Here is a 12,210-nt window from a genome sequence, read left to right on the forward strand (position 1 = left end):
TGGTAATGATCTGTTGGTTTGTCTGTGGACGGTAGTGTCTACATCCACCGGAGTAGGACACGCGTGTTTTGTGTGTGTTAAACGTCACCCCGCAAAATCACCCCTAGCCGCGGCGGCGGCAGCGGCAGATGTGGAGAAGAGACAGACGCTGACGCCGGGTCACGCGAGCCGTGCCACGTCCCTCGGAAACCCGGATGCGCGCGGCCGGCCTGCCGGGGCCGGGACGTCGCCGCGCCTTCGCCGTCCCACACGTCGGATTCCTTCACATACTCGACGGTACGGGCAGAGGGTATGGGGGTTTGTCACGCAAGGAAACGGATGGATCGCGGAGGGTTGTACCGGTGTGACCGCGCGCTCTACCTTCGGGGGGCTGTTCCGGTCGTTGGAGGAAGGTCCGCATGTGTACGCTGCCCGCCGCCGTATCGCCCGGTAAGCCCGTCACCGACTTCACGCTGACCTTCCCGCCCGAGCCGCGGTGGGTGCGCGGCGCGCGGGACGCGGTGCGCACGGCGCTGGCGCCGCTGGTCCCGGCCGGGTCCGGGGTCCTGGAGACCGCGGCGCTGCTGACGTCGGAGCTGGTGACCAACGCGGTGTCGGCGGCGCTGGCCTGTGTGTCCGTGTCGCCCGTGGAGCTGCACGCGGAGTGGACGTCGAACGGCGCTATCCGGGTGCTGGTGCACGACGACGCCCCCGGCGAGCCGAGACCGCCGCGCGGGGTGCCGGACGTGGAAGCGGAGCACGGGCGGGGGCTGTTGCTGCTGTCGCTCTACGCCACCGACTGGGGGGTCTGCCGTCATGTCCCCCGCGGGGGCAAGATCGTCTGGTTCACGCTGGACGGCTGGGACTGACGCCGGCACCGGAGCCGCGAACGGGGAAAGTGCCTGGTGGCGCCCGGCGCGGCCGTGGTGGGGTGGGCGCATGGGAGAGATACGGGTGCGGCCCGCGACGGCCGCCGACGTGGAACGGGTGCTCGCCTTCTGGCAGGAGGCCGCCGAGGGGACCAGCGTCAGCGACGACCCCGACGGCGTGACCCGCCTGATCGAACGGGACCCCGGGGCGCTGCTGCTGGCCGAGCGGCGGGGGGAACTCGCCGGGACGGTGATCGCCGGGTTCGACGGGTGGCGCTGTCACCTCTACCGGCTGGCGGTCGCGCCCGCGTGGCGGCGCCGGGGTGTGGCGACCGCGCTGGTCGGGGCGGCCGAGCGGCGGTTCGCCGGGCTGGGCGGGCGGCGCGCGGACGCCATGGTGCTGGAGCACAACGAGCGGGCGCACCGGACCTGGGCGGCGGCCGGCTACGTACGGCAGGCGGAGTGGGCGCGCTGGGTCAAGCCGCTGGCCCGATGAGTTCCTCCCCGCGCGGCGGTCTCCTTCCACAGCGGGACGAGAAGGCCCAGGGGGCCGAGGGGAAGGAGTCGGTGGTGACCGATGGCGAGGTGTTCGTGGTGCGCGGACCCGTGACCCGCGAGGACGTGCCGGGTCTGTGCGAGCGGCTGACCGCGCACGCCCGGCGCGGCGGCGCGGCGGTGCTGACCGTGGACGTGGCGGCGCTGGTGGCGCCCCCGGGCGGGGCGGCGTCCAACGCGGTCGTGGTCGAGGCCCTGGCCCGGATGAAGCTGACCGCCAAGCGGCTCGGCCGTCCTGTCCGGTTCCTCAATGTGGGCAGCGGGTTACAGGGTCTCCTCGGCTGGCTGGGACTGGGGGAGATGGGTGGGCAGCCCGAAGAGCGGGAACAGGCGGGCCGTGTCCAGGAACGCGTTGATCCCGGGGACGCGGCCGTCTGAGACCTCTATCACCTGGAGGGCCCACGGGGTGTGACCGCCGTCGGGGTCCGCCCGGTACTGGCCGAAGGCGGGCATGCCGTTCGCCCAGGTCGGGATCAGGCGGGAACCGGCGCACCCTATGCCCTGACCCAGCATCCAGGCCCGGATGTCGGAGGGGCCGCGCATCCACAGGTCGTAGGGCGGCATCGACAGCGTGGCGTCCTCGGCCAGCAGGGCGGTGAGGGCGTCCATGTCATACCGCTCGAAGGCGTCGAGATAGCGGCTGAGGAGCGCCTTGTGCTCGTCGGACAGCGGCTCGGCCGGGTCGGCCTCGGTGAGGCCGGTGGCGGCGAGGGTGGCGCGGGCGCGCTGCAACGCGCTGTTCACCGAGGCGACGGTCGTGTCCAGCAGCTCGGCGACCTCGCTCGCCTTCCAGCTCAGGACCTCGCGCAGGATCAGCACGGCCCGCTGCCGGGGCGCCAGGTGCTGGAGGGCGGCGACCAGCGCCAGGCGGACCGAGTCGCGCTGCTCCGCGGTGTCCGCCGGGTCCGGCAGGGTACGGCTGTCGGGCATCGGCTCGCTCCACGCCGTCCCCGGCAGGGGCGGGCCGAGCACGGCCGACGCGGTCGGGGTGGGCGAGGAGAGGTCCATCGGGCGGGCGCGGCGGCTGCTGCCGCTGAGCATGGTCAGACAGACGTTCGTCGCGATCCGGTACAGCCAGGAGCGCAGCGAGGAGCGGCCCTCGAAACGGTCGATGCCGCGCCAGGCGCGGACCATCGTCTCCTGGACGGCGTCCTCCGCCTCGAACGCGGAGCCGAGCATCCGGTAGCAGTAGCCCGTGAGCTCCTTGCGGTGCTGTTCGAGCTGGAGCTCCGTGACGGGCGGTGCGGTGGCGGGTGAGGCGCTGGTGGTGGAGGCGGAGGTGCTCATCGCGGGGCTCCTGGGCTGGTCCTGGCCGAAGGCTCTGGCGGCTTCTGCGGGCGGTGGTGCGTGGGTCTGGTCCAAGTGGGGCTCAGCGTAGCCAGGGGCACTGACAATCGAGCGGCGTCCGGCGCGACCCGGCCCGGGGCCGTGTCGGCGCGGCCGGCCGGCGGACCCCGGCGCACCCCCTCCGGGGGACATCCGGGCCGCTTAAAGTATCGGTACCGCGGTGACGTCAGGGGGGTGCGTGGGAATGCAGGACCGGATTCTCGACGGCCGGTACCGGCTCGGCCGGCAGTTGGGCGCCGGTGGCAGCGGCACCGTCTGGGAGGCGCTGGACACGCGGCTCGAACGACAGGTCGCGGTCAAGATCGTCAACACCGTCACGGTGGGCCGCGACCCCCGGGCCAGGGAGCGGTTCGAGCGCGAGGCGAAGCTGCTGGCCGGGCTCTCCAGCCCGTTCATCGTGACCGTGCACGATGTCGGCGAGGCCCGGTTCGAAGGCGACGCGCACTCCGTTCTGTATCTGGTGATGGAACGGCTGCGCGGGCGCTCCCTCGACCAGCTCCTCACCGAGGAGCTGCCCGCGCTCGGCGAGGTCGCGCGGTGGGGGGAGCACATGTGCCGCGCGCTGGCCGTGGCGCACGACTCCGGGGTCGTCCACCGCGACCTCAAACCGGCCAATGTGATGGTCGGCCCGGACGGGCTGGCCCGTGTGCTGGACTTCGGCATCGCCGCCGTCCTCGCCGAGTCCAGCGACCACGCCCGGCTCACCTCGACCGGCGTCGTCGTCGGGACCCCGGCGTACATGTCGCCGGAGCAGATCGAGGGCCGTCCGGTCGGCCCCCGCAGCGACCTGTACTCCACCGGCTGCGTCCTGTACACGCTGGTCGCGGGCCGGCCGCCGTTCCACGGCACCTCCCTGTACCAGCTTCTGCGGCAGCAGATGGAGAGCGCGCCGCCCGCGCCCGGCGCGCTGCGCCCGGGGCTGCCGCCGGGCTGGGACGAGCTGATCATGTCGATGCTGTCCAAGCGGCCGGAGGACCGGCCCGGCAGCGCCGCCGAGGTCGCCGAGCGGTTGCGCGATCTGTCGGTGCTCGCCGCGCACGCCCCGCCGGCGCCGGTCGTCGCGGCGGTGACGTCGTCGTACCAGCCGACCCGTGTGGACTCCCGGCGCGACCCGCGCGCCGTGCTGCTGGCGAGCTGCCCTCGGCCGGGCGGCGGACGGCTGCCGCTGGCCACCGGGCAGCGGATGCGGCTGGCGGACGTGCTGCCGGGCGCGGCGTCGTTCACCATCGGCCTGGACTGGCGGGCGCCGGACGGCATGGACGCCGACGCCAGCGCCCTGATCGTCGACCGCGCCGGCCAGGTGCTCTCCGACGACCACTTCGTCTTCTACAACAACCCCGCGCCGCGCGGCATCGGCGTGCGGCTGGGGGGCGACGACCCGGAGGCGCTGTTCCGCGTGGAGCTGCCCCGGCTCGGGCCGCGCGCCGAGCGGGTCGTCTTCGCGCTGTCCATCCACGACGCCGAGGCGCGCGGGCAGAACCTGTCCGGCCTGAGCCTGCTGCACGCGCGGCTGATCGACCCGGGCAACGACATGGAGCTGCTCTGCTACGGCTTCCCCAGCGGCCCGGCGCGGGCGACCGGGCTGACCATCGGGGAGCTGGCGCGGGAGGACGACGGCTGGTGGTTCTCGGCGGTCAGCCGCCCGTACCCGGGCGGGCTCGCGGAGATCGTGCGGGCGCACGGCGTCACCGTGGAGTCCGACGCGGACTGAGGGCACGGACCGAGGGCGCGGACCGGCCCCCGGCCCGTCACTTCAGCAGGCGCGACAGGCGGCGGTCGGCCAGCGGCTTGCCGCCGGTCTGGCACGTCGGGCAGTACTGGAGCGCCGAGTCGCGGAACGACACCTCGCGGATCGTGTCCCCGCAGACCGGGCACGGCTCGCCCGCCCGGCCGTGCACGCGCAGTCCGCTCTTCTTCTCCGCCTTCAGCCGCCCGGCGGCGATGCCGCGCGACCGCTCCACGGCCTCGCGCAGCGTCCGTGTCATCGCCGTGTACAGGGCGGCGGCCTCCTCGTCCGTCAGCCGGGCCGCGATCCGGTACGGCGACATGCGGGCGGCGTGCAGGATCTCGTCCGAGTAGGCGTTGCCGATGCCGGCCAGCAGGGTCTGGTCCCGCAGCACGCCCTTGAGCTGCCGGTTCTCGCCGCGCAGCAGGGCGGTGAACGCGTCCGCCGTGCAGCCGGGCCCGAGCGGGTCGGGGCCGAGCCGGGCGACGCCCGGCACCTCGGCGGGGTCGCGCACGCAGTAGACGGCCAGCCCCTTCTGCGTCCCGGCCTCGGTGAGGTCGAAGCCCGCCCCGTCGGTGAGGGCGACGCGCAGCGCGAGCGGACCCTTGCCGGGGCGCGGGGGAGCGGCGGGCAGGCTGTCCTGCCACCGCAGCCACCCGGCCCGGGCGAGGTGGACGACCAGACGCAGCTCCCCGAGACCGATGTCGAGGAACTTGCCGTGCCGGTCCACCGCCGTGACCGTCCTGCCCTCCAGGGCGGTCAGCGGCGGGTCGTAGGTCTTCATGACGTGGAACGCGACCGGCAGCGCGCGGGCCACCTCCCGGCCGACGAGGTGGCCGGTGAGGAACTCGCGCAATGCCTCGACCTCGGGCAGTTCGGGCATACGGTCCAGCGTAGGCCCGGCTCAGCGTTTCCGGACGACCGTGACGCCGTCGCGCAGCGGCAGCAGCACGGATTCCACGCGCTCGTCGGCGGCGACGGTGTCGTTGATCGCGCGGATCGCGACGTCCGCCGGGTCCTGCGCGGCCGGGTCCACGACGCGGCCGGAGCGCAGCGTGTTGTCCAGCACGATCACCCCGCCGGGGCGCAGACGGGTGACCAGCTCCTCGTAGTAGACGGGGTAGCCGGTCTTGTCCGCGTCGATGAACGCGAAGTCGATCGTCTCCTCGCGCGGCAGCCCCCGCAGGGTCTCGGCGGCGGGCGCGATCCGCAGGTCGATGCGGTCGGCGACCCCGGCGCGCTCCCAGTGGCGGCGGGCGACGGACGTCCACTCGTCGCTGACGTCGCAGGCCAGCAGCCGCCCGCCGGCCGACAGGCCGCGCGCGATACAGATCGATGAGTAGCCGGTGAACGTGCCGACCTCGACGGCCAGGCGGGCGCCGGTCAGGCGGACCAGGAGGGTGAGGAACATGCCCTCGTCCTGGGTGATCTGCATGCCGGCCTGCCCGGGCAGCGCCCCCCGCGTCTCGGCCGCGAGGTCGCGCAGCACGTCGTCGGCGGGGGTGCAGTGGGCCAGCAGGTAGTCGTTCAGAGCCGGATTGACGATGTCCATGGGACGAGCGTAGGTCCGGCCGGCGGGGGCCGGGGGTCAGGGCTGGATCGGGCCGGGGACGTCGGCGCGCGACTCGTCCGCCGCGCGGTCCTCGTTCCGCTCCGCCAGGTACAGCAGGGCGACCGTCAGGTCCTCCGGCGTCAGCGGGGCCGCCGGGGTCGTCGGCGGGTCGAGGTTGAGCGCGGCGCCGCCCGCCAGGAACAGGTTCAGCGGCAGCGGGCCGGCGCCCTCCGGCCCGAACTGGCCGAGGTCGAACGTGGCGTTGGTCAGCACGCCGTTGCGGATCGCCAGCTCGGCCGTCACCTCCGCCGACGGGTCGGCCGGCTCGGAGACCAGCGGCGCCACACCGAACCGCTCGCACTGCTCCGTCAGCAGCGTCAGCACCGGCCCCAGCGCCCGGTACGCGTCACCGGCCGGGAGGCGGATCTCGACCGTGTCCGCGCCGCGCCCCTCGCCGGTGCCGCGCAGTGAGCCGCCGGACCGCAGCGTGCTCTCCAGGCCGCCCGCGAAGTCCCGCTGCGCCGCCGGGTCCAGCATCGCGCCGCCGTCGGTCAGGACCCCGGCCAGCGCCTCGGCGACCTCCGGGTCCACACCGCCGTGCTCGACGAGCGCCCCGGCGTACGCGTCGTACGCGAACGGCTCGACCTCGACCCACTCGCCGCCCAGCGCCAGGGCGGCGGTGTCCAGGGACGGCGGGAGCGCGGCGGCGTCCTGCTGGGGGCGCTCGGCGCGGGCGACGGCCGCCTCGTCACCGCCGTACACGTCCTCCACGATGGCCCGGCCGCCGACCCGGGCGTAGGAGCGGCCGTCGAGCAGCTTCACGCCGGCGACGTCACGGCCTCCGAAGTTGACGGTCATCGCGGCGTTCAGCGGGTCGTCGGGCTCCAGGTCCTTCATCCGGGTCTCGCCCTCGGGGTCGCCCACCGAGACGGTCAGCTCCAGGTCGGCCAGCAGCCGTGCCGCGTCCGTCGACGGCTCCCGCCCGCTCGCGGCGCCCGCCCGCTGGAGGTAGTCGTACACCTCGCCCGGGGTGGCGTCCAGCGTCGCGACGGTCGTCAGCGCCTCCCACGACAGCAGCTCGTCGACCGCGTCCGAGACCTGGAGCCCGGTCCGCGCGTTCTGCACCACCTGGCAGGCTCCCGTCGCGGCGACGAGGAGCGCGGCGCCGCCGAGTGCGGCGAGCCGGGTCAGGAACACGCGGCCGGCGGGGCGGCGCGTCGGGCGGGTACCGATGTCGTTCTCCTGTCCGTGGACGGTGGCGGGGCACGGGGTGCCTCAAGGTCAAGTGTCCACGGGCGCGTTCCCGGCACTCGCCCGGGGGCGTCCGATGTGGCCGATGCGTCACCGTCCGGTAAGCGGTCCGTTAGCAACGGGTGGCCCGTTAGCCTGACCGGTATGTACGTCAGACAGGGGCGCCGGCCGTGGATCGTCGGGGTGTCGGGGGCGTCGGGCACGCCGTACGCGGCGGCCGTGCTCCGGGCGCTGCTCGCGGCCGGTGAGGCGGTGGACCTGATCGTCAGCCGCGCCGCGCGGCTGACGCTGCTGGACGAGACGGGGATCTCGTTCCGCGACGCGCACTGGGCCGAGGATCTGGGGCGGTGGCTGGCGGGCGGCGCCGACGGCAAGCCGGACACGTTCTCCGTCGATCCGGAGCGGATCGCGGGCGCCGTGCGGTACTGGGCGGCGGGCGATCTGGCGGCCGGCCCGTCGTCCGGCTCGTATCCCGCCCGGGGCATGCTCATCGTGCCCGCCTCCACGGCGGCCGTCGCCGGGGTCGCGCTCGGCCTGTCGAAGGACCTGCTCCAGCGGGCGGCGAGCGTGACGCTCAAGGAGCGCAGGCCGCTGGTCGTCGCCGTCCGGGAGACGCCGCTGAACGGGCAGACGCTGCGGCATCTGGTCACCCTCGACGACGCGGGCGCGGTCGCGCTGCCCGCGTCGCCCGCGTTCTACGCCGGGGCGACGCACATCCAGGATCTGGTCGACTTCGTGGCCGGCCGCGCCCTGGACGCGGTCGGCGTGCCGCACACGCTCTACCGCCGCTGGCGGGGGGAACTGGGCGTCACCGGCCGTTCGCCCGGGCTCTCGTAGGCCGCCGGGGTCGAATGCCTTAGATTCATCTGTGCAATCGATCGACCAGGGCACGAGTACCGGGAAGGCGCTGCGACGATGGACGCGGTGGACAGGCAGCTCATCCAGGCGCTGCGCGAGAACGGCCGGGCTTCGTACGCCGAGTTGGGCCGCCTCGTCGGTCTGTCGGGGCCCAGCGTCACCGACCGCATCAACCGGCTGGAGGCGGCCGGGGTGATCACGGGGTACCGGGCGACGGTGGACTCCCGTTCCCTCGGGCTCGGGGTGACCGCGCTGATCGGCATCCAGCTCTCCGACGCCGTGGACCACGAGGAGGTCGCCGGGCGGCTGCGCGACCTGCCGGAGATCGAGGACTGCTGGTTCATCGCCGGGGACGACTCGTACATGCTGAAGGTCAGGGCGAGCGATGTGGACGGTCTGGAGCGCACGATCCGCCGCCTGTCGGGCACCAGGGGCGTCTCGCGCACCAGGACCACCATCGTGCTGTCGACCAAGTGGGAGAACAGGGTCGGGGACCTGCCCGACCGGGAGCGGGCGTAGGCTCGGTGGGGCGGTAGACGGCGGGCCGTGGGCCACGGTCCGCGACGAGCACGAGGAGGCGGCATGGACGCTGGGCTCAAGCGGGAGCTGGAGGAGAAGGTCCGCGCCGGGGAGCGCCTGACCCGCGAGGACGGGATCGCCCTGTACGCGTCGGACGATCTGGCCTGGCTCGGCGCCCTCGCCCACGAGGTGCGCACCCGCAAGAACGGCGACGTCGTCTACTTCAACGTCAACCGCCACCTCAACATGACGAACGTGTGCACCGCCTCGTGCGCCTACTGCTCGTTCCAGCGGAAGCCGGGCGAGAAGGACGCGTACACCATGCGCATCGAGGAGGCGGTGCGGCTGGCGAGGGCCATGGAGGGCGACCAGCTCACCGAGCTGCACATCGTCAACGGCCTGCACCCCACGCTTCCCTGGCGGTACTACCCGCGGTCGCTGCGGGCGCTGAAGGAGGCGCTGCCGGAGTCGGTGTCGCTGAAGGCGTTCACCGCGACCGAGATCCACCACTTCGAGAGCATCTCCGGCCTGCCCGCGTCCGAGATCCTCGACGAGCTGATCGACGCCGGGCTGGAGTCGCTGACGGGCGGTGGCGCCGAGATCTTCGACTGGGAGGTCAGGCAGCACATCGTCGACCACAGGACCCACTGGGAGGACTGGTCGCGCATCCACCGGCTCGCGCACTCCAAGGGCCTCAAGACGCCCTCCACCATGCTGTACGGGCACATCGAGGAGCCGCGGCACCGCGTGGACCACGTGCTGCGGCTGCGGGAGCTCCAGGACGAGACCGGCGGCTTCCAGGTCTTCATCCCGCTGCGCTACCAGCACGACTTCGTGGACCTGAAGGACGGCAAGATCCGCAACCGTCTCCAGGAGCGGACCACGATGGCGACGGGCGCCGAGGCGCTGAAGACGTTCGCCGTCTCCCGTCTCCTCTTCGACAACGTGCCGCACGTCAAGGTCTTCTGGGTGATGCACGGCGTCCAGACCGCGCAGCTCGCCCTCCAGCACGGCGCGGACGACATGGACGGCTCGGTCGTGGAGTACAAGATCACCCACGACGCGGACAACTTCGGCACCCCCGACAAGCTCACCCGCGACGACCTGCTGGAGCTGATCCGCGACGCCGGGTTCCGCCCGGTCGAGCGGAACACCCGCTACGAGGTGGTCCGCGAGTACGACGGCCCCGACCCGGACCGGCGCGAGGCACCGCAGCCCATGCGGGTGTGAGGGCGGGGCCCGGGGCTTCCCGGGCCCTGTGTTTCACTGGAGTGGCTCGAAAGGGAGGGACCCCACCGTGAGCAACGGCATCAAGCGCGCGACGCTCCAGTACACCGGCCTGCGGCTGGCCATCTTCGCCGGCTGCTTCGTCGTCCTCGCCGCGCTGGCCTACGCCGGCGTCATCCCCGAGTCCATCGGCGCGGCCAACCCGCTGTGGCTGATGCTGCTCGCCATCGTCGTCTCCGCGCCGATCAGCCTGGTCGCGCTGCGCGGCCGGCGCGACGCGATGTCGCGCGAGATCGCCCCGGAGATCGCCCGCGCCCGGCAGCGGCTCAACGCGAACCGCGGCATGGAGGACGAGGTCACCGAGTGACCCGTCCGGCCCGCGCGTGACGTCCGTCACCGGCCGGTGACCGTTCCGTCCCGAAGTCCCGCTCCGGCGGCGCCCGTTGCGCCGCCACGGGCCTGATCCCGGTCCTGTGGCCGACCCCGGCCGCGGTGTTACCGTGCTGACGTGAACACCGCAGCCGCGCCCGTCGCCGACCCGAGCGTCCTGCTCGTGGCGCGCCTGCACATCGATCTCTGCCGCTGCCTGACCGCGGCCTGTCGCTGACCTCCACCACCCCCGGAGTTCCGCGACCTTCCGCGCGCCCGCGTGCGCGCCTTTTGATCCCCTCGCGCTTCTTTCACCCCTTTCGCGCTGTCCTCACTTCCGACCGGAGTGTGCCCTGTCTCTTATACCCCTCTGGCGCTGCCGACGAAGAGGATAGTGTAGAGCTCGGTCATTACGCAGCTCACTGTTGCTACTATATGCATTTCCACTCTTAGTTTTTTACACTCACCACTTGTTGTCCTCTGCTCATCTCTTGTTCCTTCTTTCTTTTTTTTTTCTCCCTGTCAAACAAAAGCCGGCATACGAATTTTCTGCCTGTCTCGTGGGCCCGGAGATGTTTATAAGAGACGGCGGCCCCCCCCGCCCCCGCCCCGCCGTCCCGGCGGCGCGTCGCCCTGCCGCCGTTCTGGGCCCAGATCCTGCTCGGCCTCGCGCTGGGCGCGCTGTCCGGCTGGATAGCCCGCGAGTGGAACGTCGACTGGCTCGGCCGGACGCTCCAGGAGATCGGCGAGACCTTCGTCCAGCTCCTCAAGCTCGCCGTCGGCCCCCTCGTCTTCTTCGCCATCGCCGTCTCGATCACCAATCTGCGCGACGTCTCCAACGCCGCCCGGCTCGCCGGCCGCACCCTGCTGTGGTTCCTGGCCACCTCGCTGATCGCGGTCGCCATCGGCCTGGCCATCGGGCTGCTCACCGACCCGGGCTCCGGCACGGGCCTCACCCCGGCCGACGGTGCGCCGCCCGAGGGCAAGGGCTCTTGGCTGGACTTCCTCACCGGGATCGTCCCCACCGACGTCGTCACGCCGTTCACCCAGCTCAACGTGTTGCAGATCGTGTTCCTCGCCGCCGTCACCGGCGTCGCCGCGCTGCGGCTCGGCGACCGCGCCACGCCGCTGATCACCTTCGGCGGGACCGCGCTCGCGCTGCTCCAGAAGGCCCTGTGGTGGGTCATCCGGCTCGCGCCGCTGGGCACCCTGGGCCTGATCGGCCACTCGGTCGACGAGTACGGCTGGGACCTGCTCGGCGACTACGCCACCTTCACCGCCGACGTCTACATCGGTTGCGCGCTGGTCCTCTTCGGCGTCTACCCGCTGCTGCTGCGCTTCGCCGCCGGGGTGGACCCGCTGCGTTTCTTCCGCGCCGCCTGGCCCGCGCTCCAGCTCGCGTTCGTCTCCCGCTCCTCCGTGGGCACCCTGCCGGTGACGCAGAAGGTCACCGAGCGGCTCGGCGTGCCCCGGGAGTACGGCTCGTTCGCGGTGCCGTTCGGCGCGACGACCAAGATGGACGGCTGCGCGGCGATCTACCCGGCGCTCGCCGCGATCTTCGTCGCGGAGATCTTCGGCGTCGGCCTGGGCCCCCGCGACTACCTGCTGATCGCGTTCGTCTCGGTGATCGGCTCGGCCGCCACCGCCGGCCTGACCGGCGCCACGGTGATGACGACCCTGACCCTCTCCACGCTGGGGCTGCCCCTGGAGGGCGTCGGCCTGCTGCTCGCGATCGACCCGATCCTGGACATGGTCAGGACGGCCACCAACGTCGCCGGCCAGGCGGTCGTGCCGGTGATCGTCGCCGCCCGGGAGAAGATCCTCGACCGGGAGGCGTACGACCGCGCGACGAGCTTCGAGATCCACGACGCCGACGACTCCGAGGAGGGCGACGCCGCCCCGGCCCGGCCGGCCGGGGTGACGGCCGCCGCCTGACGCGCCCACCGGGCCGGAAACGG

General features: G+C 72.9%; 13 protein-coding genes. 9 read left to right on the forward strand and 4 right to left on the reverse strand.

Translation table 11 applies throughout. The annotated features are described in order from the left end of the window. Nucleotides 1-398 precede the first annotated feature (398 nt). The 3 genes from BN2279_RS22550 (at nucleotide 399) to BN2279_RS29590 (ending at nucleotide 1,781) form a co-directional block, all read left to right on the forward strand. Nucleotides 399-848 carry an ATP-binding protein gene (locus BN2279_RS22550; RefSeq protein ID WP_059012700.1) on the forward strand — a complete coding sequence of 150 codons (450 nt, stop codon included), beginning with the start codon at nucleotides 399-401 and terminating at the stop codon, nucleotides 846-848. Nucleotides 849-918: 70 nt separating this feature from the next. Continuing rightward, nucleotides 919-1,344 carry a GNAT family N-acetyltransferase gene (locus tag BN2279_RS22555; protein WP_059012702.1) on the forward strand — a complete coding sequence of 142 codons (426 nt, stop codon included), beginning with the start codon at nucleotides 919-921 and terminating at the stop codon, nucleotides 1,342-1,344. Beyond that, the gene (locus BN2279_RS29590) at nucleotides 1,341-1,781 is read left to right on the forward strand and encodes a hypothetical protein (RefSeq protein WP_159037315.1); all 441 of its coding nucleotides are present in this window, start codon (nucleotides 1,341-1,343) and stop codon (nucleotides 1,779-1,781) included. The genes BN2279_RS22555 and BN2279_RS29590 overlap by 4 nt, the downstream gene beginning before the upstream one ends. Here the strand turns inward: BN2279_RS29590 and BN2279_RS22560 are convergent. Continuing rightward, nucleotides 1,668-2,690 (reverse strand): sigma-70 family RNA polymerase sigma factor, encoded by a 1,023-nt coding sequence (locus BN2279_RS22560; RefSeq protein ID WP_059012704.1) that lies wholly within the window; start codon nucleotides 2,688-2,690, stop codon nucleotides 1,668-1,670. The genes BN2279_RS29590 and BN2279_RS22560 overlap by 114 nt on opposite strands. Nucleotides 2,691-2,934: 244 nt before the next feature. On the opposite strand from BN2279_RS22560, the gene BN2279_RS22565 reads away from it, so the two are divergent. After that, the gene (locus BN2279_RS22565) at nucleotides 2,935-4,461 is read left to right on the forward strand and encodes a protein kinase domain-containing protein (protein ID WP_059012706.1); all 1,527 of its coding nucleotides are present in this window, start codon (nucleotides 2,935-2,937) and stop codon (nucleotides 4,459-4,461) included. A 37-nt stretch (nucleotides 4,462-4,498) separates the two neighbouring features. Here BN2279_RS22565 and BN2279_RS22570 read toward each other — a convergent pair whose 3' ends face one another. From BN2279_RS22570 to BN2279_RS22580, 3 genes are read right to left on the reverse strand one after another with little or no spacing between them, the layout of a single operon-like run. Next, a complete protein-coding gene (locus tag BN2279_RS22570; RefSeq protein WP_059012708.1) occupies nucleotides 4,499-5,359 on the reverse strand; it encodes an Fpg/Nei family DNA glycosylase in 861 nt (286 codons plus the stop codon). A 21-nt stretch (nucleotides 5,360-5,380) separates the two neighbouring features. Further along, the gene (locus tag BN2279_RS22575; RefSeq protein ID WP_059012710.1) at nucleotides 5,381-6,028 is read right to left on the reverse strand and encodes an O-methyltransferase; all 648 of its coding nucleotides are present in this window, start codon (nucleotides 6,026-6,028) and stop codon (nucleotides 5,381-5,383) included. Nucleotides 6,029-6,064: 36 nt separating this feature from the next. Continuing rightward, entirely contained in the window at nucleotides 6,065-7,225 is a 1,161-nt protein-coding gene (locus BN2279_RS22580; protein WP_059012712.1) for a hypothetical protein, read from the reverse strand. Nucleotides 7,226-7,423: 198 nt separating this feature from the next. Between BN2279_RS22580 and BN2279_RS22585 the strand changes: the two genes are divergently transcribed. From BN2279_RS22585 to BN2279_RS22605, 5 genes are all read left to right on the forward strand, one after another. Continuing rightward, the gene (locus BN2279_RS22585; protein WP_059012714.1) at nucleotides 7,424-8,116 is read left to right on the forward strand and encodes a UbiX family flavin prenyltransferase; all 693 of its coding nucleotides are present in this window, start codon (nucleotides 7,424-7,426) and stop codon (nucleotides 8,114-8,116) included. Between the two features lie 78 nt (nucleotides 8,117-8,194). Then, on the forward strand, nucleotides 8,195-8,656 hold the full coding sequence (locus BN2279_RS22590) for an Lrp/AsnC family transcriptional regulator (RefSeq protein ID WP_059012715.1): 462 nt from the start codon (nucleotides 8,195-8,197) through the stop codon (nucleotides 8,654-8,656). Between the two features lie 63 nt (nucleotides 8,657-8,719). Continuing rightward, the gene (gene mqnE / locus BN2279_RS22595) at nucleotides 8,720-9,886 is read left to right on the forward strand and encodes an aminofutalosine synthase MqnE (RefSeq protein ID WP_059012717.1); all 1,167 of its coding nucleotides are present in this window, start codon (nucleotides 8,720-8,722) and stop codon (nucleotides 9,884-9,886) included. A 67-nt stretch (nucleotides 9,887-9,953) separates the two neighbouring features. Then, complete coding sequence (locus BN2279_RS22600; protein ID WP_059012719.1) at nucleotides 9,954-10,250, forward strand: DUF4229 domain-containing protein; 297 nt, start codon at nucleotides 9,954-9,956, stop codon at nucleotides 10,248-10,250. A gap of 635 nt (nucleotides 10,251-10,885) precedes the next feature. After that, nucleotides 10,886-12,187 (forward strand): dicarboxylate/amino acid:cation symporter, encoded by a 1,302-nt coding sequence (locus tag BN2279_RS22605; RefSeq protein WP_059012721.1) that lies wholly within the window; start codon nucleotides 10,886-10,888, stop codon nucleotides 12,185-12,187. Nucleotides 12,188-12,210 lie beyond the last annotated feature (23 nt).

The sequence above is a fragment of the Streptomyces specialis genome, from assembly GCF_001493375.1.
Taxonomy (GTDB): Bacteria; Actinomycetota; Actinomycetes; order Streptomycetales; family Streptomycetaceae; genus Streptomyces; species Streptomyces specialis.

Excerpts from the sequence above, each read along its gene's own strand:
- BN2279_RS22550 (WP_059012700.1), top strand. The coding sequence starts at position 399 with ATGTGTACGCTGCCCGCCGCCGTATCGCCCGGTAAGCCCGTCACCGAC.
- BN2279_RS22555 (WP_059012702.1), top strand. The coding sequence starts at position 919 with ATGGGAGAGATACGGGTGCGGCCCGCGACGGCCGCCGACGTGGAACGG.
- BN2279_RS29590 (WP_159037315.1), top strand. The coding sequence starts at position 1,341 with ATGAGTTCCTCCCCGCGCGGCGGTCTCCTTCCACAGCGGGACGAGAAG.
- BN2279_RS22560 (WP_059012704.1), bottom strand. The coding sequence starts at position 2,690 with ATGAGCACCTCCGCCTCCACCACCAGCGCCTCACCCGCCACCGCACCG.
- BN2279_RS22565 (WP_059012706.1), top strand. The coding sequence starts at position 2,935 with ATGCAGGACCGGATTCTCGACGGCCGGTACCGGCTCGGCCGGCAGTTG.
- BN2279_RS22570 (WP_059012708.1), bottom strand. The coding sequence starts at position 5,359 with ATGCCCGAACTGCCCGAGGTCGAGGCATTGCGCGAGTTCCTCACCGGC.
- BN2279_RS22575 (WP_059012710.1), bottom strand. The coding sequence starts at position 6,028 with ATGGACATCGTCAATCCGGCTCTGAACGACTACCTGCTGGCCCACTGC.
- BN2279_RS22585 (WP_059012714.1), top strand. The coding sequence starts at position 7,424 with ATGTACGTCAGACAGGGGCGCCGGCCGTGGATCGTCGGGGTGTCGGGG.
- BN2279_RS22590 (WP_059012715.1), top strand. The coding sequence starts at position 8,195 with ATGGACGCGGTGGACAGGCAGCTCATCCAGGCGCTGCGCGAGAACGGC.
- mqnE (WP_059012717.1), top strand. The coding sequence starts at position 8,720 with ATGGACGCTGGGCTCAAGCGGGAGCTGGAGGAGAAGGTCCGCGCCGGG.